Source organism: Sphingobium sp. EM0848 (assembly GCF_013375555.1).
GTDB lineage: Bacteria > Pseudomonadota > Alphaproteobacteria > Sphingomonadales > Sphingomonadaceae > Sphingobium.
In genome coordinates this window covers 1562809-1582848 of sequence record NZ_JABXWB010000001.1, presented here as the reverse complement: position 1 = coordinate 1582848, position 20040 = coordinate 1562809, and the positions used below count along the sequence as shown (strand labels likewise).

Sequence of the window (20040 nt, the reverse complement as noted above, 5' to 3'; positions counted from 1 at the left end):
GCTATCCGACAAGCGCGGAAATGGCGGTGCGCGCTGCGGGCAGCCAGACGGAGGCGCAGCGCGGGTTGAAAAAGTCGAGCCGGTAGAGCGTCTCGCGCTCCTCCATCCAGTCGGTTTTGTAGCCATTGTCGCCCGTACCATAGTCGATCAGGGTCACGCCGTCCTTGTCCATGACATGGGCGAACAGGGCGTGGCTCAGCAAACTGCCCGGCGACGCGCCGTCAAAACCCTTGTCATGGGCCAGCTTGTGAATCAGCGCGGTGCCGTTTTCGACGGTCCAGAGCTGGGCGGCGACCGGCTGTTCCTCCAGCCGCGCAAAACCCAGACGCAGCGTCCCGGCGGCGCTTTCCCGCTGGGCCAGTGCGCGCAGGAACGGCAGGTCCGGTTCGGGCTGTTTCCAACTGCGTTCATGGACGGCGGCATAGTCGTGCCACAGGGAATCGGTCAGCCGATCCGTGATGCTGAGCGTGAAGCGACTGGCGCGGCTCTTGCGGGTGATGAGCGTGCGCAGGCGGCCGGGCCGATCTGTCCAATAGTCCGCGAAGCTGCGGCCCTGGGGACGCAGCAGATGCCGCCCGCCCATCGACCGGCGCACGCCGAACCAGCCCGCGCGGCGGAATGCCTCCAGCAGCAGGTCTGACGCATTGGTTACGGGGTAGAGGTCGATCCGGGCGCTGTCCTTCAGCAATTTCTGGGCGATCACTTCGATCAGCCGCCGCCGGACGGTGGGGTCCGGCGCGCCAAGAAAGACGGGCGACCAATCGAAGCTGTACCAGTTGGCAAGAGCGCTGAGTTGCCCCGCTCCGGAAGAGAGCAGGAACAGCCACACGGCCTTGCCTTCCTCCACGGCGTTGCAGATGCGGACCGGAACTTGGGGGAAGCAATGGTCATGGAGCGATTCGAACCAGTCGATCCGGTCGAACAGGGAGGGCGTGGCCGCGCGGTCGAGCGCGCCGGAAAGCGCCTGACGCGCTTCTGCAACGCTGCGATATTCCCTTGCGACCAGCAAACTACTATCTCCCCGGCAACATCATGGCGTTTAGGGAAAAAGTCTGGAGATGGAGTTAAGCGATTCCCCGGTGCCGACGACGATCGATGGCGCGGCAGTGCGGCCCATCGATCATGTGCTGCTGCGCGGCGATCCGGCGCGGCCCGCGCTGGATGGACGGTCGGGCACGCAGACCTATGCGGAACTGGAAATCACGCTGGGGCGACTGGCGGCCTGGCTGGTGGGATTCGGGCTGGAAAAGGGCGCGCGAGTCGCAAGTTGGATCGCCAAGGGGCCGGTGGCGGCGTTGATGCCGCTGGCCGCGCCGCGGGCGGGGCTGGTCCATGTGCCGATCAATCCGTTGCTCAAACATGCACAGGTCGCGCATATTTTGGCCGATAGCGGGGCGTCGCTGCTGATCGGCACCGCGAGTCGGCTTTCGACTCTGGAGTCGGGCGATGTGCCCAACGGATGTCATCTGCATCGGGAGGATGACGCCGCCGGCGCGATGAGCGGCGGGGAGGCATTGGGGCCTTCGGAGGCGGCGGCGGACGATCTGGCGGCGATCCTCTACACCAGCGGATCGACCGGGCGGCCCAAGGGGGTGATGCTGAGTCATGCCAATCTGTGGCTGGGCGCCGTGGCGGTGGCGGATTATCTGAAGATGACGGAACAGGACCGGACGCTTTGCGTGCTGCCGTTCAGCTTCGATTATGGGCAGAATCAGCTGCTTTCGACATGGGTTGCCGGAGGATGCGTCTATCCGCTGGATTATCTGACACCGCGCGATGTGGTGAAATCGGTGGACCGGCGGGACATTACCACGCTGGCTGGAGTGCCGCCGCTCTGGGTGCAACTGACCGAGCTGGATTGGCCGGAGGAGATCGCGGGCAAGCTTCGGCGCCTTACCAACAGCGGCGGGGCGCTGACCCGGCCTCTGGTGGCGAAGTTGCGGACGCTATTTCCGAAGGCGGATCTCTATCCCATGTATGGGCTGACCGAGGCGTTCCGCTCCACTTATTTGCCGCCCGCGCTGGTGGACAGCCATCCCGACAGCATGGGGGCCGCCATTCCCCATGCCGAGATATTGGTGGTGCGGCCCGATGGCAGTCTGACCGACGATGATGAGCCGGGTGAACTGGTGCATTGCGGGCCACTGGTGGCGCAGGGATATTGGCAGGACGCCGCCCGCACGGCGGAGCGGTTCAAACCGGCGCCGGTGGCTTCGCGCTATGGCGGCATGGCTGTGTGGTCGGGCGATACCGTGCGACGGGACCCGCAAGGACTGCTTTATTTCGTCGGACGCGACGACGCGATGATCAAGTCGGCGGGCAACCGCATCAGCCCGACCGAGATCGAGGAAGCCGCCGTCGCTGTCGAAGGCGTGGCTGAAGCCGTCGCGCTGGGTGTCAGGGATGAGCGGCTGGGACAGGCGGTGTTGTTGCTGTTGCGCGGTACGGCTCCTGAACTAAAGGCGGAGGTCGAGGCGCGGCTGAAGGCCGAACTGCCCAATTTCATGCAACCGCGCGAGATCATCATGCTGTCCGAATTCCCCCGCAATCCCAATGGCAAGATCGACCGCGTGGCGCTGGCCAGGGAGTATGCCGCATGAAGCCGATGGGACCAATCCCGCCATTTTTCTCCAGCGAAGAGGGAATGCTGCTGATCGGCGGTTGCGGTGCTGCCAGCGTGGTCGATGAAGCGGGCGACACGCCGCTCTTCGTCTATGACATGGGGATCGTGGAGGCGCAGGTGCGCGCGCTGCGTGACGCCATGCCCTCCATCCTGTCGTTGCATTATGCGGTGAAGGCGAACCCTTATGCCCCCTTGCTGGAGCGGATGGCGGGGCTGGTCGACGGCTTCGACGTGGCTTCGGGTGGAGAGCTGACGCGCGCGCTGGAAGCGGGCATGGACGCGGCCCACATCAGCTTCGCCGGACCGGGAAAGCGCGACGATGAACTGATCGTCGCCATCGACAGCGGTGCGACGATCAATCTGGAGTCGGAGGGCGAGGCGCGGCGGGCGGTCGCCCTGGGCGAGCGGCGCGGCAAGACGCCGAGGCTCGCGGTGCGGGTGAACCCGGATTTCGACCTGAAAGGCTCCGGCATGCGCATGGGCGGCGGGGCCAAGCCCTTCGGCGTGGATGCCGAGCGGGCGGCCGATCTGGCCCGCTGGGTGATCGATGCCGGGGCCGACTGGCGCGGATGGCATATCTTCGCCGGGAGCCAGGCCTTGGGCGCGGAGGCGCTGATCGAGACGCAGGCGGCGACCATCGGCCTTGCGACCCGGCTGTCCGAGGCGGTGGGCGTGACGCCGCCGCTGGTCAATCTGGGCGGCGGGTTCGGCATCCCCTATTTCCCGGGGGATGAGCGGCTGGATATCAGACCCATTGGAGAGGCATTGGGCACCGTGCTGGACGGACGCGCCGACATCCTTCAGGGCAGCGAGTTCGCCATGGAACTGGGCCGTTGGCTGGTGGGTGAGGCGGGCGTCTACCTGACCCGCGTGGTCGACGTGAAGAAAAGTCAGGGCGAAACCTTTGTCGTGGTCGATGGCGGCCTGCACCATCAACTGGCCGCCAGCGGCAATTTCGGCACGGTGGTCCGGCGCAACTATCCCATTGCCGTCGCCAACCGTTTCGGGGAGACGCCTGGCGAGGAAGCCGTGACGGTGGTCGGCTGCCTCTGCACCCCGATCGACAAGCTGGGAGACAAGGTCGCATTGCCGCCGGTGGAGGAGGGCGATCTGATCGCGATATTCCTTGCGGGGGCCTATGGCGCCTCCGCCAGTCCTGCCGCTTTTCTTGGTCATCCAAGTCCCGGAGAGCTATTACTTGGCTGATTTGCCAGTAACTTAACTCCTAACGCTATTTTTACCCTTTGCGGGCAAGAAGGCTGTCAAAGCCCGGTGCTTGATGGCCTGCCTTGTCTCTTTGGCGGTCGTCGGCGCGCGGTCGTTGCAAGAGGTGAAGAACATGCGTTTCGTGTCGGTTTCCCGGGCTTTGATCGGCGCATCGCTGCCTGCCCTGGCCCTTTCGGGCTGTGCTTCGGGCGGCAGTGCACCGAAGTTGCCGCCGGCTGCCTTTGTTTCGACGCAGGAAGGGCCGGGCGAGGAATATGTGATCGGTCCGCTGGACGATCTCACCGTCTTCGTGTGGCGCAACCCGGATTTGGGCGCGAAGGTTCAGGTTCGGCCGGACGGGCGCATCACCACGCCGCTGATCTCGGACATGTCGGCTGTCGGCAAGACGCCGAAGCAGTTGGCCGACGATCTGAAGGTCGCGCTGTCCAAATATATCGAAAATCCGCTGGTGTCGGTGATCGTCAACAATTTCTCCGGCACCTTCAGCCAGCAGGTGCGGATCGTCGGCGCGACGGAAAAGCCCGCCTCGATCCCGTTCCGCGCGAACATGACGCTGCTGGACGCGATGATCTCCGTCGGCGGCCTTAGCGAATATGCCGCGGGCAACAAGGCGCGGCTGGTCCGTTTCAACCGGGATACGGGCAAGCAGCAGGAATATCAGGTCCGCATCGGCGACCTGCTGAAGCGCGGCGACAGCGGGGCCAATGTCATGCTGGCGCCGGGTGACGTCATCATCATTCCCGAAAGCATGTTCTGACGTGGCGGCGCTGGTCGACGAACTGCTGGTCATCCTGCATGGCATCTGGACCCGGCGCTGGCTGGCGCTGGGCGTGGCATGGGGCGTGTGCCTGCTGGGCTGGCTGGGCGTGGCGCTCATCCCCAACAGCTATGAATCCAAGGCGCGGGTCTATGTGAACACCCAGTCGCTGCTGGAGGACAAGGTCGGCATCACCCAGGTCCAGTCGCAGCAGGATCTGGACCGGGTGCGCCAGACGCTGGCGAGTACGGACAATCTGGAACGGGTGGTCAGGGAAACCGACCTCAGCCGGACGGTCGACGGCTCGCGCGACATGGCGGCGAAGATCACGAAGCTGCGTGAAGGCATCACCGTGGTCGCGCAGCTTGATCCCAGCATGATCGACATCAGCGCGACCTCGGCGGATTCGGGTCTGTCGGACGGCGCCAATGCGCGCATCTCGCAGCAGATCGTGCAAAAGCTTGTCGACATTTTTCAGGAAACCAACCTGTCGTCCGACAAAGTCGAGACGAAGCAGAGCCTTGCCTTCCTCGACCAGCAACTGGCGGCGCGCGGCAAGCAGCTTGCCGCCGCCGAACAGCGCCGCGTCGAGTTCGAGCAGCGCTATGCCGGGATGTTGCCGGGCGCGGGGTCGATCGGTCAGCGCATGGACGCCGCCCGGCAGGAAATCAGCAATATCGATTCGCAGCTCGTTCAGGCTCAGAGTGCTCTGGCGGCGATGAACGGGCAGTTGGCGGGGACGCCGCAAACCTTGCCCGCTATGGGGGCTTCGGGCGGCCCTTCGGCGCTTGCTCAGGCGCAGGCCGATCTGGCGTCGATGCGGGCGCGGGGTTTCACCAGCGACCATCCCGATGTGATCGCGGCGCAGCGGCAGGTCAATCTGCTGCGTGGTCAGGGAAGCGGTGCGACGACCGGCTCGCCCAATCCGGCCTATCTGTCGATCCGGTCGATGCAGGCGGAGCGCGCCGCGACCGTGCAGGGGCTTTCCGCCCGCAAGGCGCAGTTGCAGGCTGACCTCAATGCCATGACCTCGCGCCAGAGCGACGAGCCGGGCCTTTCCGCCGAGCAGGAAAAGCTCGACCGCGATTATCAGGTGCTGAAGACCCAATATGACAAGATGCTCGCCGATCGCGAGGAAATCCGCCTGCGCGGCGATGTGAAGACGGAAACCGGACAGGTCCAGTTCCGCGTCATCAATCCCCCGAATCTGCCGACGGCCCCGGCTGCCCCCAAGCGGCCGCTGCTGTTGCTGGGCGTGCTGATCCTGGGGCTTGGCGCGGGGATCGGCACGGCCTTCGCCATGGCGCAGTTGAAGGGCGGCTTCCCCAATGCGGCGCGGCTGGAGAAGGCGCTGGGCGTGTCCGTGATCGGATCGATCAGCCAGACGGTCAGCGCGGCGGAGGTCGCCGTGGAAAAGCAGCGGTTGAAATGGTTCGCGGGGGCGAGCGGCGGGCTGGTGGCGCTGTGCCTGCTGCTGATCGTCATCGAATTTGTCCAGCGTGGGCTGGCGTGAAGGGGGACTGGCGATGAACAAACATAAGTCCCTGTCCGGCGGTTCCCTGATCGAGCGCGCGACCGAAATCTACGATTTCAGCGCGGCCCTGCGTGGCCGCGCGGCCCCCGCGGTGGAAGTGCCGGAGGATGAGCCGCTCCCGTCGCCGGAAGCGGAGATGGCGCAGCCTGCACCGGCCGCGTTCGAGGCACCGGAAACCGGCTATCGCGCGCCCGACTGGACCGGCCTGGTGCAACCGATCGACCGCATCGCGCTGGTCGAGGGGGGCTATTTGCTGCCCGATGGTCCGGTGAGCGCGATGAGCGAGGAATTTCGGCTGCTCAAGCGCGACCTGCTGGCGACGCTGGCGGAAACCGGGCGCGGCAATCGCGTGCTCATCTGCTCGGCGCATAGCGGGGAGGGCAAGAGCTTCTGCGCGATCAACCTGGCGCTCAGCCTCGCGGCGGAGAAGGAGCGGGAAATCCTGCTGGTCGACGCGGATTTCGGCAAGCCGGGCATTCCCGAGGCGCTGGGGCTGACCGCTGGGCCGGGACTGATGGATGCGCTGGCTGATCCGGCCATCGCCATTGAGGATTGCGTGCTGCGCACCGACATTCTGTCGCTTGCCGTGCTTCCCGCCGGGCAGCGGAGCAATAACGACACCGAATATCTGGCGTCGGCGCGGACGGAAATGCTGTTCAACCGCCTTACGGAAGGGCGGCCGGACCGCATCATCCTGTTCGATTCGCCTCCTCTGCTCGCGGCGTCCCCGGCGGCGGTGCTGGCGAGCCATGCCGCTGTTGCCCTGCTGGTGGTACGGGCCGACAGCACCACGGAAGGCGCGTTGCGCGATGCGGCGAGCCTGCTGAAGGGCGGGCCGCAGGTGAAGCTGCTGCTGAACGGCGTGCGCTTCTCCACCGGCGGGCGGCGCTTCGGCAGCTATTATGCCAAGGGAAATGCCGACTGATGATGTCCCGCATTGCCCTTCTTCTTGCGGGGATCGCTCTGACCTCGCCCGCCTTTGCGCGGGACGAGCAGCGCAAGGTCGACGTCACGCCCTATCTCGGCATCGATCAGGTCGTGGTCGCGCCGGTCAAGGGCGACGGCGACGTTCTCACCTACACCAATGTCACCGCAGGCGTGACGGCCAGCATCCAGACGCGCCGCATGGAAGCAGCGGCCGACCTGCAATATGCGCACAGCTTCGGCTGGGGCAGCCAGATCAGCGATCAGGATGTCATCAGCGGCATCGTCAGCGGGCGTTATGGCGTTGCGCGGGGGCTGACGCTGAATGCGGGCGGTCTTGCGACACGGGTGCGGACCGATGGACTGTCGGGCGCTGCGGTGCGCAATGACGGCTATAGCAGTCAGGTCTATGCCGGCTATATCGGGCCGTCCTACACGACCCGGCTCGGCGATCTCGACATCAACGCCTCCTATCGGCTCGGCTATGCGCGGGTTGAGGATGATCTTGGCCTTTCGCTTCCGGGCGTAGCGCGGGGAAGTTCCTTCGCGGATTCGACGACCCATGACCTGATGGGGTCGGTGGGCGTCCGGCCGGGCGTGTGGATGCCGTTGGGCCTGGTCGCCAGCGCGGGCTACAGCCGGGAGGATACGAGCCAGCTCGACCAGCGGTTCGAGGATAAATGGGCGCGATTGGATGCGACGCTGCCGGTATCGCCCACGGTCGCCCTGATCGGCGGCGTCGGCTATGAGGATATGAAGATCAGCCAGCGTTCGCCCTTGCTCGACAGCAATGGCGCGCCGGTGATTTCCTCGAGCGGCCGTTATGTCACCGATGAAAGCTCGCCGCGCCAGCTGATCTACGATTTCGATGACATCATCTGGGATGTCGGTGTGCTCTGGCGGCCAAGCCATCGCACTTCGCTCACGGCGCGGGTGGGTGAGCGCTATGGCGGGATGACCTATTCGGGCAGCTTCATCTGGCAGGGGCGCAACCAGAGTTTCGCGCTGGTGGTGTTCGACGGGATCGACAGTTTCGGGCGGGTCATCACCTCCGATGTGGCGGCGCTGTCGGGCAGTAACCTCAATCTGGTGCGCAACCCCTTTACCGGCGATTTCACTGGCTGCGCCTTCTCCTCGACGGGGGGAGGGCAGTGCTTCAACGATGCGCTGGCGGGCATTACGGGCGCCAATTTCCGTTATCGTGGCGTGGCTGCGCAATATGCGGCGTCGCGCGGGCCGTGGGGGATGGGCATCGGCCTGGGCTATTCGCAGCGCAAATTCGTGACGCCCTCGGGCGAGACGGTGTTCGTGCGCGGGACGCGGGACCAGAACTGGTATGGCAATGCCTCGCTCACCTATCGGATCGACAGCCAGTCGAGCATCGATACGGCGGTCTATGCCAATTATTTCGACGCCAGCGGCAATCGTCTGGACGTGCTCAATCTGGGCGCCTTCGCCAGCTATTATCGCCTCGTCACGCGCAATCTTCAGGCGTCGGCCTCGGTCGGCATCGACAGTGCCAAGGCGGACAAGCTGGATAGCGTCATCAATGCGATGGGCCAGCTTGGCCTGCGTTATACTTTTTAAGCTAGAGCCCCACGGGCTGGAGAAATAGGCATGTACGATCAGTTCTACGGATTGCAGGGGCGCCCGTTCCAGCTGACGCCGGACCCGCATTTCTATTTCGAGAGCGCGACCCATCGCAAGGCCTTGTCCTACCTCGGTTATGGTCTGGCGCAGGGAGAGGGCTTCATCGTCATCACCGGCGATATCGGCGCGGGCAAGACCACGCTGGTCGGGCATCTCATGAACACCATCGACCCGTCGCGGCTGACGGCGGTGAAGATCGTCTCGACCCAGGTGGAGGGCGACGACATGCTGCGTCTGGCCGCGCAGAGCTTCGGTCTGGCGGTGGACGGCATGCCCAAGGCGCAGATCCTGCGCCAGATCGAGGGTTGGCTGCATGCGCAGGCACGGGCGGGGCGCCGTTCTCTGTTGATCGTGGACGAGGCGCAGAACCTGCCGATCTCGGCCATCGAGGAACTGCGGATGCTGTCCAACTTTCAGTTGGGCGGGCAGTCGCTGTTGCAGATCTTCCTGCTCGGCCAGCCGGAGTTTCGCGACCTGCTGAAGTCGCCGGAACTGGAGCAGTTGCGCCAGCGCGTCATTGCGACCCATCATCTTGACCCCATGATGCGGCGCGAGGTCGAGCCCTATATCGTGCATCGCCTGTCGCTGGTCGGCTGGCAGGGCGATCCGCAGTTCACGCCCGAAGCCTTCAACGCCATTTATGCCGCGACCGGCGGCGTGCCGCGTCGGATCAACGTGCTGGTGAGCCGTGTGCTGCTGCTGGGCGCGTTGGACCAGCTATCGGTGATCGATGCCGAGGTGGTCTATGCGGTCGTGGCCGATATGGGCGCGGATGCCGATGTGACGCCCGAGCCAATGGCGCACAGCGTGCTGGACGAGGCGGAGGAACTGGTCGAGATGCCGGCGCCGGTCGCGGTCGATCCGGCCATATCGGATGAGGTCACGGCGCTGCGGGCCGAGATTGAGGCGTTGCGCGCCGAACGGACGGAACCGGCGGTCAATCTGATGGACGAGATTCATGCGCTCCGGGCGGAGATCGATACGCTGCGGGCGGAAAATGATTTTGCCCGCAGCGCGCCGAGTGTCGATCCCGAAGCGCTCAAGGACTGTTTCGCCCTGATCGAAGAGCGGCTGTCCACGCTGGAGTTTCGCGTTACGGAGCAGGATACCGCCTTGCGCCGGGTGCTGACGATGCTGGTCGAATGGGTTGAGCGCGAAGAGCGGATGGGCGCCGCGCCGCACAGCGCCGCTGCCTGAACCATGTTGAACGCCCTGTCCGTCGATGTCGAGGACTGGTTCCAGGTCGGTGCGTTCGAACGCACGATCCGGCGTGAGGACTGGGCTGGCCTTATCCATCGCGTCGAGCGCAACACCGATGCTGTGCTGGCGCTGTTCGATGAGGCCGGGGTCAAGGCGACCTTCTTCACATTGGGCTGGGTGGCGGAGCGCTATCCGGCGCTGATGCGGCGGATCGTGGAGGCCGGGCATGAGGTGGCGAGCCATGGTTATGACCATGCGCGGGTCTCCACTTTCGACGGGGCGCAGTTCCGGGCCGACCTGCGCCGGTCGCGCGCGATATTGGAGGATGCGAGCGGGCAGGCCGTGACCGGCTATCGCGCGCCGAGCTTCTCCATCGACCGGCGGGCGCCGTGGGCGCATGAGGTGCTGGCCGAGGAAGGCTATGCCTATTCCAGCAGCGTCGCGCCGATCCGGCACGATCATTATGGCTGGCCGGAAAGCCCGCGCTTTGCGTGGAAGCCAGTACATGGATCGTCGCTGGTCGAACTGCCGGTGACGACGGCGAAGCTGGCGGGACGAACGCTCGCGGCAGGGGGAGGCGGCTTTTTCCGGCTGCTGCCTTATGGGTTTTCGCGCTGGGCGATCCGGCAGGTCAATCGGCGGGATCAACGGCCTGCGATCATCTATTTCCATCCGTGGGAAATCGATCCGGAACAGCCGCGCGTCGAGGGTGCGCCGCTGCGCTCGCGCTTCCGGCATTACACCAATTTGTCGGCCATGGCGGGCAAGTTGCGCCGTCTGACACGCGATTTTGCCTGGGGCCGCGTGGATGCGCTGGCCGCGCAGGAAGCGGCGCGGGCGGCATGAGGGCGAGCGAGATCATGGTCACACCGCTGGACCTGAGCGATCCGGAGCAGCGGCAGGCGGCGGACGCGTTTGTGCTGGCGCATCCCGAGGGCACGCCCTTTCACCGTCCGGCGTGGCTGCTGGGCGTGGCGCGGGGGACGGGCAATGCTGCGCATATGCTTGGCGCGGTCGCGCCGTCCGGCCAGATCGTCGGGCTGTTGCCGCTGCATCATGTGAAGAGCGCCCTGTTCGGACAGGCACTGGTGTCGTCGGGCTTTGCCGTGGATGGCGGGATCCTGGCGACCGATCCGGCGGCTGTCGCTGCTCTGGCCGCCGCCTGCGAAGGCATGGCGCGCGATGCCGGCATCGCTTCGGTCGAGATACGGGGTGGGCCGGTGCCGGGTGAGAGCTGGACCCTGCATGAAGGCAGTCACCTCGGCTTTGCGCGGCCGATTGCCGGGGATGACGAGGCGGAATTGCGTGCTATCCCGAAAAAGCATCGCGCGGAACTGCGCAAGGCGCTCGCCAATACCGCCTTGCGTATCGAGATCGGCCGGGAAGATCGGCATCTGAAGGCCCATTATCGCATCTATTCGGAAAGTGTACGCAATCTCGGCACTCCGGTTTTTCCGGCACGGTTGTTCCGTGAAGTCATGGTGGCTTTTGGCGCAGATGCTGACATCATGGTGGTTTATGACGGCGATCGGCCGGTTTCTGCCGTGCTGACGCTTTATCACCAGGGGCGGGTGATGCCTTTCTGGGGCGGCGGGATAGCGGATGCGCGGCGGCTGCGGTCCAATGAACTCCTCTATTTTCGTTTGATGGCGCATGGGCGCGAGCGTGGCATGAGCGTCTTCGACTTCGGCCGCTCCAAGACGGGCAGTGGTCAGGCGGCGTGGAAGAAGAGCTTCGGTTTCGATCCGGCGCCGCTGTCCTATCATAGCTGGTCCGCGAGCGGCGAGCGGCGCGACATCAACCCCAACAGCCCGCAATATCAGCGGCGGATCGACCTCTGGAAGAAGCTGCCCTTGCCGGTCGCGAACCTGATCGGCCCCTTCATCGCGCGAGGGCTGGGGTGACGGGCGAGATTCTCTTTCTCTGCCACCGCATCCCTTTTCCGCCGGACCGGGGGGACAAGATCCGCTCCTATCACCTGCTGGAGCGGATGGCGCAGATCGCGCCCGTGCATGTCGGCTGCTTCGCGGATGACGCGCGGGATATGGGTTTCGCACCCGACATGGCGCGGATAACCGCCAGCCAATGCGTGCTGATGCGGGATCGTTCGCGGGTGGTGGCGGGTCTCAAGGGGCTGGCGACGGGGCAGTCCCTGCTGGTGTCGCTGTTCGATCATCCCGACCTGCATCGCTGGGTCGCGAAGACGCTGGCGGAGCGGCCTATCAAGGCAATCGTCACCTATTCCGCGCAAATGGCGCATTTCGTGCCGGCGCTGCCGCAGGCGACGCGCTTCGTCATGGATTTCGTGGATTTCGATTCGGCCAAATATGCCGCATATGGCGCGCAGGGCTCCGGGCCGATGGCGTGGATCAACCGGCGCGAGGGGCGGATGCTGCTCGACTTCGAGCGGGCGGTGGCGAAGCGCGCGGACCTCTGTGCCTTCGTGAGCGAGGCGGAGGCGGCGCTGTTTCGGCAGGCGAGCGGGCTGGGGCCGGATCGCATCGTCGCCATCGATAATGGCGTGGCGCTGGATTATTTCGATCCGGCGTCGGATTTCCCGGCGGTGCAGTGCGCGACGGCGCCATTGCTCGTCTTTACCGGGCAGATGGATTATCGCCCCAATGTCGAAGCGGTGGAGAGCTTCGCCCGCGAAACCCTGCCTGCGGTCCGCGCTCGATGCCCGGAGGCGACCTTCGCGATCGTCGGCCGCAATCCCACCAAGGCGGTTCAGGCATTGGCCGCGCTGCCGGGCGTGGTCGTGACCGGCGCCGTGCCCGATGTGCGCGGCTGGCTGGCGGCGGCGGATGTGGTGGTGGCGCCGCTCAGGATCGCGCGCGGCATCCAGAACAAGGTGCTGGAGGCGATGGCCATGGCGCGGCCTGTGGTCGCCTCCCCACAAGCCGCCGAAGGGATTGACGCGCGGGATGGGGAACATCTGCTGATCGCCGCCGATCCCGCGCAGGAAGCGGAAAAGATCGTCGCATTGCTGTCCGACGGAGATCGCGCCCGGCGTCTGGGCCAAGCGGCGCGGGTGCGGATGGAGGAGCGCTATCGCTGGTCCGCGACGCTGGCCGCGTTGCCGGACATGCTGTTCGGATCGCAAGCCGCCGTGAGAGCTGCATGATCGATCGCATCCTGTTGGTGAAGCCGGATGTCGGGCTTGCGGGCTGGCGCGGGCATCTGACGGTGCTCGGCATCATCGCCTTCACCATTTTAGCGCTGTTCCATCGCGATGTGCTGGGCATGATGGCGATCTGGTGGAACGCCTCCACCTATGGCCATTGCCTGTTCATCCCGATTCTGGTCGCGTGGCTGGTGCAGCAGCGATTGCCGGGCCTTCGCCAGTTGGAGCCGACGGCCTGGGCACCGGGATTGATCTGGCTGGCGCTGGGGGCCTTTGCCTGGATGCTTGGGGCGGCGGCGGGAGTCGCGGTGGTGCGCCATGGGGCGCTGATCCTGATGCTTCAGGGGTCGGTGATCGCACTGCTGGGTCCCGCCGTGTCGCGGGCTTTGCTGTTTCCGCTTTTCTACGCCTTCTTCATGGTGCCGTTCGGCGAGGAGATCGTCGCGCCCCTCCAGCTTCTGACGGCGCATATCAGCATGATCCTGCTGTATCTGACCGGCGTTCCGGCGCAGATGCAGGGCATCTTCATCACCACGCCCAATGGCTATTTCGAGGTGGCGGAGGCCTGTTCCGGGGCCAAGTTCGTGATTGCGATGACGGCCTATGGCCTGCTGGTCTGCAATGTCTGCTTCACCCGTTGGAGCCGGCGGATCGCCTTCATGGCTGGGGCGCTGGCGCTGTCCATATTGGCCAACGGAGTGCGGGCCTTCGCCACGATCTTCGTCGCGGAAGTGACGACCATCGATGCGGCGGCGGGCTTCGATCATGTCGTCTATGGCTGGGTCTTCTTCGCCATCATCATGGTCATCGTGATGGCCGTGGCGTGGCCGTTTTTCGATCGCAAGCCCGGCGATCCCTGGTTCGATCCCGACCAGTTGAGGCATGGAGGCGGATCGGCCACGGGGCCGATCGCGGGCGGCGCGCTGGCGATCATCGTGGCGGCGCCGCTCTGGCTGACGGCGAGCGCGGCGACGGGGCAGCCCTTGCCGGGTGCACCCGCCATGCCGGAGGTGAAGGGCTGGGTCCGCAGCGATGAACCGCCGCTCCAACCGTGGCAGCCGCGCTTCGACGGGGCCGATTATCTGAGCATGGCCCGCTACCGCAATGCGGCAGGAGAGACTGTCGACCTCGCCATCGCGACCTTCGACCGGCAGGATGACGGACGCGAGCTGGTCGGCTTCGGTCAGGGCGCTGCGGGCGCCGACAGCGGCTGGACATGGTCGCAGCCAGCCCCCGCGCCGGGTGATGCGCGTGGCGAGCAGATCACCGGTCCCGGCCGGGTGGTGCGCCATGTGGTGAGCTTCTATGTCGTTGGAACCGGGAGCCCGACCGGCAGCGGCCATCTGGTGAAGCTGGAGACGATGAAGGCGCGCCTGCTGGGCGGCGACCAGCGCGCCGCCGCCCTATTGGTGTCTGTGGAGCAAAGACCGGGGCATTCGGCGGACGCGGTGATCAGCGCTTTCCTGCAAGAATTGGGCGATGTGAAGGATTTGGCTGACCGCAGCGTCGGAAGCCAGCAGGCAGTGACCCGATCAAATTGATCGGACCATTGCCTGCTCGTCCTTTGTTTTCCGCATTTTGCGAGTCGTCAGCTGTTCCAGCTATCTTCAAAATGCTCTAGGACCCTTCGCATGTGCGGAATAGCGGGCATCTTCCACCTTGAAACGGCCAAGCCGGTCGATCCGGCGCGGGTTGGCCTGATGCTGGACGCCATGCCGTGGCGCGGGCCGGATGACAGCGGCATCTGGACAGCGCCGGGCGTGGGGCTGGGGCATCTGCGCCTGTCGATCATCGATCTTGGCAGCGGCGCGCAGCCGATGCTGACCGAGGATGACAGCCTGGCGGTCGTCTTCAATGGCGAGATCTACAATTTCATGGAGGTCCGCGCGGAACTGGAGGCCAAGGGCCATGTCTTCCGCACGCACAGCGACACGGAAGTCATCCTCCACGGCTATCGCCAATGGGGCGAGGCCTGTGTCGAGAAGTTCAACGGCATGTTCGCCTTCGCCCTGTTCGATGCGCGGGCGCAGTCCCTTTGGCTGGCGCGCGATCGCTTGGGGGTGAAGCCGCTCCATTATGCGCTGCTGTCGGACGGAAGCCTGATCTTCGGATCGGAACTGAAGAGCCTGCTCGCCCATCCGTTGTTGCGTCGCGCGCCGGACCTGTCGGCGGTCGAGGATTATCTTAGCTTTGGCTATGTGCCCGATGATGCCTGCATGGTCGCGGGCGTGCGCAAGCTGGGCGCTGGCGAGACTTTGCGCATCGTGCGCGGGCGGCCCCTGCCGCAACCGCAACGCTATTGGGACATCAGCTTTGCCGACCGCAGCAAGGCGAAACCTGAAGCGCTGGAGGAGGAACTGGTCGCGCTGATGCGGCAGGCGGTGCGCTCGCGCATGGTGGCGGACGTGCCTTTGGGGGCTTTCCTGTCCGGTGGCGTGGACAGCAGCAGCGTGGTCGCGCTGATGGCTGAGACATCCAAGCAGGCGGTCAAGACCTGCACCATCGGCTTCGACGTCAAGGAACTGGACGAAACCGCCTATGCCGACCGGATCGCGCGGCGTTTCGCCACCGATCATCGCACGCGGATCGTGTCGCCCGACGATTATGGACTGATCGACACGCTGGCGCTGCATTTCGATGAGCCTTTTGCCGATGCCTCGGCGCTGCCCACCTATCGGGTGTGCGAACTGGCGCGGGAGCAGGTGACGGTGGCGCTTTCCGGGGACGGCGCGGATGAGGCCTTTGCGGGCTATCGGCGGCATCGCTTCCAGATGCAGGGTGAGAGGTTGCGCGGCCTGATCCCGGCTTCGGTGCGGCAGCCCTTGTTCGGGACGCTGGGGCGCTATTATCCCAAGGCCGACTGGGCGCCGCGCCCGCTGCGCGCCAAGTCGACCTTCCTCGAACTGGCGGGGGAGGGTGGGGAAGCCTATGCCGCCTCGGTCGGGGTGACGCCCCATGCCCTGCGGCAGAAACTGTTCAGTCAGGATATGAGAACGCGGCTCGGCGCCTATCGGGCGGAGGATCGCTATATCAAGGCGATGGCGCAGGCGCCCGCCCGCGATCCGCTGGACCGGGCGCAATATGCCGACATCCGCATCTGGCTGCCCGGCGATATCCTGACCAAGACCGACCGGATGAGCATGGCCGTCAGTCTGGAAGCGCGCGAGCCGCTGCTCGACCATCGCCTCGTAGAGTTCGCCGCGCGCTTGCCCGTCGCCCAGCGCATTCGCGGCAATAGCGGCAAATATCTGATGAAGAAGGCCATGGAGCCTTATCTGCCGCAGGACATTCTCTACCGGCAGAAAATGGGTTTCGTGACGCCGGTCAGCGCCTGGTTTCGCGGGCCTCTGGCGGGCGAGGCGAGCGCCATTGCGGGCGGGTCGGCGCTGGCGAAGACGGGCTGGTTCGATGCGAAGATGCTGGGCAAGGTCGCGGCGGACCATAAGGCCGGACTGGCCGATCATGGGCGGTTGCTGTGGCAATTGCTGATGCTGGACAAGGCTTTGGCACGGCTCTTTGCGCTTTAGAGCAGCTTCCGATCCGACTGCATCGGTTCGATTGGTCTTTTGATTTGACGCGTTTTCCGAGGCAGCAGGTGATTCTACCTGCTTCGAAAACGCTCTAGCTCTTGAAAGCCGCCTCCAGCAGTGCCAACGGAGCGGACACGCTAAGTAAACAGGGTCAAGGGTGACAGTCTCCAAGGAAATCGTGCGGGTGCGGCTGTACCTGCTGTGTCTGCTGGGGGATATGGCGGGGCTTTTCCTGTCCTTTCTGCTCGCCAACCTGCTGGTGCTGGGCGCGTTTTCTGGCGAACCGGGCAAGCCGCATGGCCTGGTCATGTTCGCGATGATCGCGCCGATTTACGTGCTGCTGGGCGTGCAGGGCGGCGCCTACGGCATTCATATGCTGGAAAATCTGCGGCGCGGCATTTTCCGGGGACTGCTCGCTCTGGCGCAAGCCGCGATGCTGATGCTGCTGATCGTCTATCTGGGCAAGATCGCCGAGCAACTCTCGCGTCTCACCTTCATCGTCGGCCTTGGCTTTTCGGCGGTCAGCGTGGCCATGGTGCGGCTGGCCATCGGTCGCCTCGGTGCGCGGTTGTTGGGGGAAGTGCCGCACCTGACCGTCGTGATCATGGACGGCGTGGCCATCGACACCGGCCCGCACATGGAAGTGATCGAGGCTGCTGCTGCCGGTCTGCGCCCTGAAGGCCATGATGCCGACATGGCCGCGCGGCTTGCCGCTGCCGTCGGCATGGCGGAGCGGGTGATCGTCGCCTGCCCCATGGAGCGGATGGACGACTGGTCCGTGGCGCTGAAATCGCTGTCGGCACGGGGGGAGATCGTCGTGCCGGAACTGCTGCGCTTTGCGCCCGCACGGGTGGATGAATTTGACGGACAGCCGACGATCATCGTCGCGGGCGGGCCGTTCCAGTTCCGCGACCGCATCATCAAACGCTTCTTCGACATTGTCGTCGCGACTGTCGCGACCATTGCTTTGTCGCCGGTGCTGATCGTGGCCGCGCTGGCGGTGAAGCTGACCAGCCCCGGCCCGGTCATCTTCCGCCAGCCGCGTATCGGCCGCGATGCGGCGCCGTTCAGCATCTACAAATTCCGGTCGATGCGCGCCGAGGCCAGCGACCGCAAGGCGGACAAGCTGACCGCCCGCGATGACGATCGGGTGACGGCGGTCGGCCGCTTCCTGCGCAAGACCAGCATCGATGAGTTGCCGCAGCTTTTCAACGTGCTGCGCGGCGACATGAGCATCGTCGGTCCGCGTCCCCATGCCGCCGCCGCCAAGGCCGGGGACAGCCTCTATTGGGAGGTGGACGAACGCTATTGGGAGCGGCATTGCATCAAGCCGGGCATGACGGGCCTTGCCCAGGTGCGCGGTCATCGCGGATCGACGGATCACCATCAGGACCTGATCGACCGGCTTCAGTCGGATCTGGAATATGTGACCAAATGGTCGATCTGGCGCGACCTGCGCATCATCGTCGCGACCATCGGCGTGCTGGTGCACCACAAGGCCTATTGATGGATGTGATCAATCTTGTCGCGGCGCTCGTGCTGCTGCTGTCGCTGGTGGCGGTGACGTGGCCCTTCCTCTTCTATCCGCTGATCCTGCGGATGCTGCCGACGCGGCCCGAGCAGCCTGTGGTGGGGCCGGCGCCGTCGGCTTCGCTGCTGTTCTGCGCCTATAATGAGGCGGCGGCCATGCCGGAAAAGCTCGCCAATCTGGCGATGCTGAAGGCGCGCTATCCGGGTCTTGAGATATTGGCCTTCGACGATGGCTCCTCGGATGAGACGGCGGGGCTGATCGCGGCGCAGGGCGATCTGGTGACGCTGCTGCGAGGACCGGGGCGGAGCGGCAAGGCGCATGGGATGAAGCTGCTGGCGGCGCGGGCGAAGGGCGATGTGCTGATCTTCACCGACGCCAATGTGATGCTGGACGGTGATGCCATCGACAATCTGCTGGCCCGCTATGCCGACCCGGAAATTGGCGGGGTGCTGGGATCGCTGCATTATATGGGCGATGGCGAAAGCGCCACGGCGTCGGTCGGTTCGCTCTATTGGCGGATCGAAGAAAAGCTGAAGGATGAGGAATCGCGCACCGGCAATGTGCTGGGGGCGGACGGGTCCATCTTCTCGATCCGGCGGGCGCTCTATCCCGAATTTCCCGACAGCGTGCTGGACGACCTGACCGTCTCCATGGCCGTGGTCTTTGCGGGCAAGCGGCTGGTCAAGGCCAAGGACGTCATCGCCCGCGAGCGCTTGGTGGCGGCGCGGGGCGACGAATATCGCCGCAAGGTTCGGATCGCCGCCCGCGCCTGGCACACGCACAGCCATTTGCGGCCGCAATTGCGGCGCATGGGCGCGTTGGACCGTTTCAAATATGGCTCGCGCAAGATCGTGCGCTGGTTCGGCGGTATCTTCATCCTGACCGGCATTGTCGCGGCGGGGACGCTGGCAATGCGGATTTCGCCAACGCTCTATATGGTTGGTGGCCTGACCGGCGTGTTCATCCTCTGGCGCGGGTTGCGATCCAAAGGCGGGCCGTTCGCGGCGGTCGTGGACATCGTGATCGCCTATTTCGCGACCCTGCAAGGCGTGTTCAAGGCCATGACCGGCCGCACCGTGACCATCTGGAATCCCGCCAAGTCGCGCTGATCCCCTCTCGCCAAAGCGGCGGCATATTGTATAGGCGACCCAATGTTTAGCGGAGCCAAGGCGTGATTACTTTCCAGCGGGTGGCGAAAGCCGCCGGCAAGCATCTGACCCGAACCCTGCTGGCCGTGCGCAAGGCGCTGGGCGCGCGGGCGAACCGGGGCTGCCCGGCCTGCGGGCAGGCGGTGGTGGGTTTCTTCCGCTATGGCGACAATGGCGAATGGGGTTGCCCGAACTGTGGCGCTTCCCCGCGCGAGCGGCTGATGAACCATCTGATCGCGGGCGATGTGCTGACCGTGCCGGTGGATGGGGCGGTGCTGCATATGGCGCCCAATGAAGGCAGCCTTGTGCGCCGCTTTTCGACCGCCGCTGACTATACCCCCGCCGATCTTGATCCCGGCCGCTATCATGTGCCCAATATGCGGCGCGTCGACCTGATGGCGCTGAACGACAGCGATCGCTACGACCTGTTCTACGCCAGCCATGTCATGGAGCATGTGCCGGACGATCATGCCGTGCTGCGCAACATCCACCGCGCCCTGAAGCCGGGTGGTGAGGCCTGGCTGATCGTCCCGTTATGGGACAAGCCGACGGAGGACGGCAGCTTCGACATCCCTCCACGCGAACGCGAGCGCCGCTTCGGCCAATGGGATCATGTGCGCCAATATGGCCTGGATTTCGCGGACCGCATCCGCGCGGCGGGTTTCGAGCTGGAAGAGATTGACGCGAGCGGCATCGATGCCGGCACGCGGCATTATTATGCGTTGGACGACCGGCTCTTCCGCGCCCGCAAGCCCGCCGGAACCTCGCCCCGGTGAGCGAACCGCTCGGCAG

Annotated in this window: 16 protein-coding genes; 15 read left to right on the top strand and 1 reads right to left on the bottom strand. The window is 65.2% G+C overall.

Annotated elements, in window-relative coordinates:
* Position 1: 1 nt before the first annotated feature.
* Positions 2-1009 carry a GNAT family N-acetyltransferase gene (locus HUK73_RS07465; RefSeq protein WP_176591338.1) on the bottom strand — a complete coding sequence of 336 codons (1008 nt, stop codon included), beginning with the start codon at positions 1007-1009 and terminating at the stop codon, positions 2-4.
* Positions 1010-1058: 49 nt separating this feature from the next.
* Here HUK73_RS07465 and HUK73_RS07460 point away from each other — a divergent pair, with 49 nt between their 5' ends.
* The 15 genes from HUK73_RS07460 to HUK73_RS07390 all read left to right on the top strand — a co-directional run bounded on the left by HUK73_RS07460 (position 1059) and on the right by HUK73_RS07390 (position 20024).
* Positions 1059-2600 carry an acyl-CoA ligase (AMP-forming), exosortase A system-associated gene (locus tag HUK73_RS07460; RefSeq protein WP_176591337.1) on the top strand — a complete coding sequence of 514 codons (1542 nt, stop codon included), beginning with the start codon at positions 1059-1061 and terminating at the stop codon, positions 2598-2600.
* Entirely contained in the window at positions 2597-3829 is a 1233-nt protein-coding gene (locus tag HUK73_RS07455; protein ID WP_176591336.1) for a pyridoxal-dependent decarboxylase, exosortase A system-associated, read from the top strand. Before HUK73_RS07460 ends, HUK73_RS07455 begins: the two co-directional genes overlap by 4 nt.
* A 133-nt stretch (positions 3830-3962) precedes the next feature.
* Positions 3963-4607 carry an XrtA/PEP-CTERM system exopolysaccharide export protein gene (locus tag HUK73_RS07450; protein WP_176591335.1) on the top strand — a complete coding sequence of 215 codons (645 nt, stop codon included), beginning with the start codon at positions 3963-3965 and terminating at the stop codon, positions 4605-4607.
* Between the two features lies 1 nt (position 4608).
* Positions 4609-6120, top strand: a complete 1512-nt coding sequence (locus HUK73_RS07445) for an XrtA system polysaccharide chain length determinant (RefSeq protein ID WP_176591334.1) — start codon at positions 4609-4611, stop codon at positions 6118-6120.
* A 13-nt stretch (positions 6121-6133) separates the two neighbouring features.
* Positions 6134-7066 (top strand): exopolysaccharide biosynthesis protein, encoded by a 933-nt coding sequence (locus tag HUK73_RS07440; protein WP_176591333.1) that lies wholly within the window; start codon positions 6134-6136, stop codon positions 7064-7066.
* Positions 7066-8652: a hypothetical protein gene (locus HUK73_RS07435; protein WP_176591332.1), complete on the top strand. Its 1587-nt coding sequence runs from the start codon at positions 7066-7068 to the stop codon at positions 8650-8652. Before HUK73_RS07440 ends, HUK73_RS07435 begins: the two co-directional genes overlap by 1 nt.
* Before the next feature lie 30 nt (positions 8653-8682).
* A complete protein-coding gene (locus tag HUK73_RS07430; protein ID WP_176591331.1) occupies positions 8683-9912 on the top strand; it encodes an XrtA/PEP-CTERM system-associated ATPase in 1230 nt (409 codons plus the stop codon).
* 3 nt (positions 9913-9915) lie between these two features.
* Positions 9916-10761, top strand: a complete 846-nt coding sequence (locus HUK73_RS07425; RefSeq protein ID WP_176591330.1) for an XrtA system polysaccharide deacetylase — start codon at positions 9916-9918, stop codon at positions 10759-10761.
* Positions 10758-11819, top strand: a complete 1062-nt coding sequence (locus HUK73_RS07420; protein ID WP_176591329.1) for a FemAB family XrtA/PEP-CTERM system-associated protein — start codon at positions 10758-10760, stop codon at positions 11817-11819. Before HUK73_RS07425 ends, HUK73_RS07420 begins: the two co-directional genes overlap by 4 nt.
* A complete protein-coding gene (locus HUK73_RS07415) occupies positions 11816-13039 on the top strand; it encodes a TIGR03087 family PEP-CTERM/XrtA system glycosyltransferase (RefSeq protein WP_176591328.1) in 1224 nt (407 codons plus the stop codon). The genes HUK73_RS07420 and HUK73_RS07415 overlap by 4 nt, the downstream gene beginning before the upstream one ends.
* A complete protein-coding gene (gene xrtA / locus HUK73_RS07410; RefSeq protein WP_176591327.1) occupies positions 13036-14580 on the top strand; it encodes an exosortase A in 1545 nt (514 codons plus the stop codon). The genes HUK73_RS07415 and xrtA overlap by 4 nt, the downstream gene beginning before the upstream one ends.
* A 90-nt stretch (positions 14581-14670) precedes the next feature.
* Positions 14671-16566: an XrtA/PEP-CTERM system amidotransferase gene (locus HUK73_RS07405; RefSeq protein WP_176591326.1), complete on the top strand. Its 1896-nt coding sequence runs from the start codon at positions 14671-14673 to the stop codon at positions 16564-16566.
* Between the two features lie 160 nt (positions 16567-16726).
* Positions 16727-18076, top strand: a complete 1350-nt coding sequence (locus HUK73_RS07400) for a sugar transferase (RefSeq protein WP_176591325.1) — start codon at positions 16727-16729, stop codon at positions 18074-18076.
* A complete protein-coding gene (locus tag HUK73_RS07395) occupies positions 18076-19209 on the top strand; it encodes a glycosyltransferase (RefSeq protein WP_176591324.1) in 1134 nt (377 codons plus the stop codon). The genes HUK73_RS07400 and HUK73_RS07395 overlap by 1 nt, the downstream gene beginning before the upstream one ends.
* Before the next feature lie 62 nt (positions 19210-19271).
* A complete protein-coding gene (locus HUK73_RS07390) occupies positions 19272-20024 on the top strand; it encodes a methyltransferase domain-containing protein (RefSeq protein ID WP_176591323.1) in 753 nt (250 codons plus the stop codon).
* Positions 20025-20040: the final 16 nt, after the last annotated feature.

What these genes read in the sequence shown, in the direction of transcription:
- HUK73_RS07460 (WP_176591337.1), top strand. Translation starts at nt 1,059, where the DNA reads ATGGAGTTAAGCGATTCCCCGGTGCCGACGACGATCGATGGCGCGGCA.
- HUK73_RS07455 (WP_176591336.1), top strand. Translation starts at nt 2,597, where the DNA reads ATGAAGCCGATGGGACCAATCCCGCCATTTTTCTCCAGCGAAGAGGGA.
- HUK73_RS07450 (WP_176591335.1), top strand. Translation starts at nt 3,963, where the DNA reads ATGCGTTTCGTGTCGGTTTCCCGGGCTTTGATCGGCGCATCGCTGCCT.
- HUK73_RS07440 (WP_176591333.1), top strand. Translation starts at nt 6,134, where the DNA reads ATGAACAAACATAAGTCCCTGTCCGGCGGTTCCCTGATCGAGCGCGCG.
- HUK73_RS07435 (WP_176591332.1), top strand. Translation starts at nt 7,066, where the DNA reads ATGATGTCCCGCATTGCCCTTCTTCTTGCGGGGATCGCTCTGACCTCG.
- HUK73_RS07430 (WP_176591331.1), top strand. Translation starts at nt 8,683, where the DNA reads ATGTACGATCAGTTCTACGGATTGCAGGGGCGCCCGTTCCAGCTGACG.
- HUK73_RS07425 (WP_176591330.1), top strand. Translation starts at nt 9,916, where the DNA reads ATGTTGAACGCCCTGTCCGTCGATGTCGAGGACTGGTTCCAGGTCGGT.
- HUK73_RS07420 (WP_176591329.1), top strand. Translation starts at nt 10,758, where the DNA reads ATGAGGGCGAGCGAGATCATGGTCACACCGCTGGACCTGAGCGATCCG.
- xrtA (WP_176591327.1), top strand. Translation starts at nt 13,036, where the DNA reads ATGATCGATCGCATCCTGTTGGTGAAGCCGGATGTCGGGCTTGCGGGC.
- HUK73_RS07405 (WP_176591326.1), top strand. Translation starts at nt 14,671, where the DNA reads ATGTGCGGAATAGCGGGCATCTTCCACCTTGAAACGGCCAAGCCGGTC.
- HUK73_RS07395 (WP_176591324.1), top strand. Translation starts at nt 18,076, where the DNA reads ATGGATGTGATCAATCTTGTCGCGGCGCTCGTGCTGCTGCTGTCGCTG.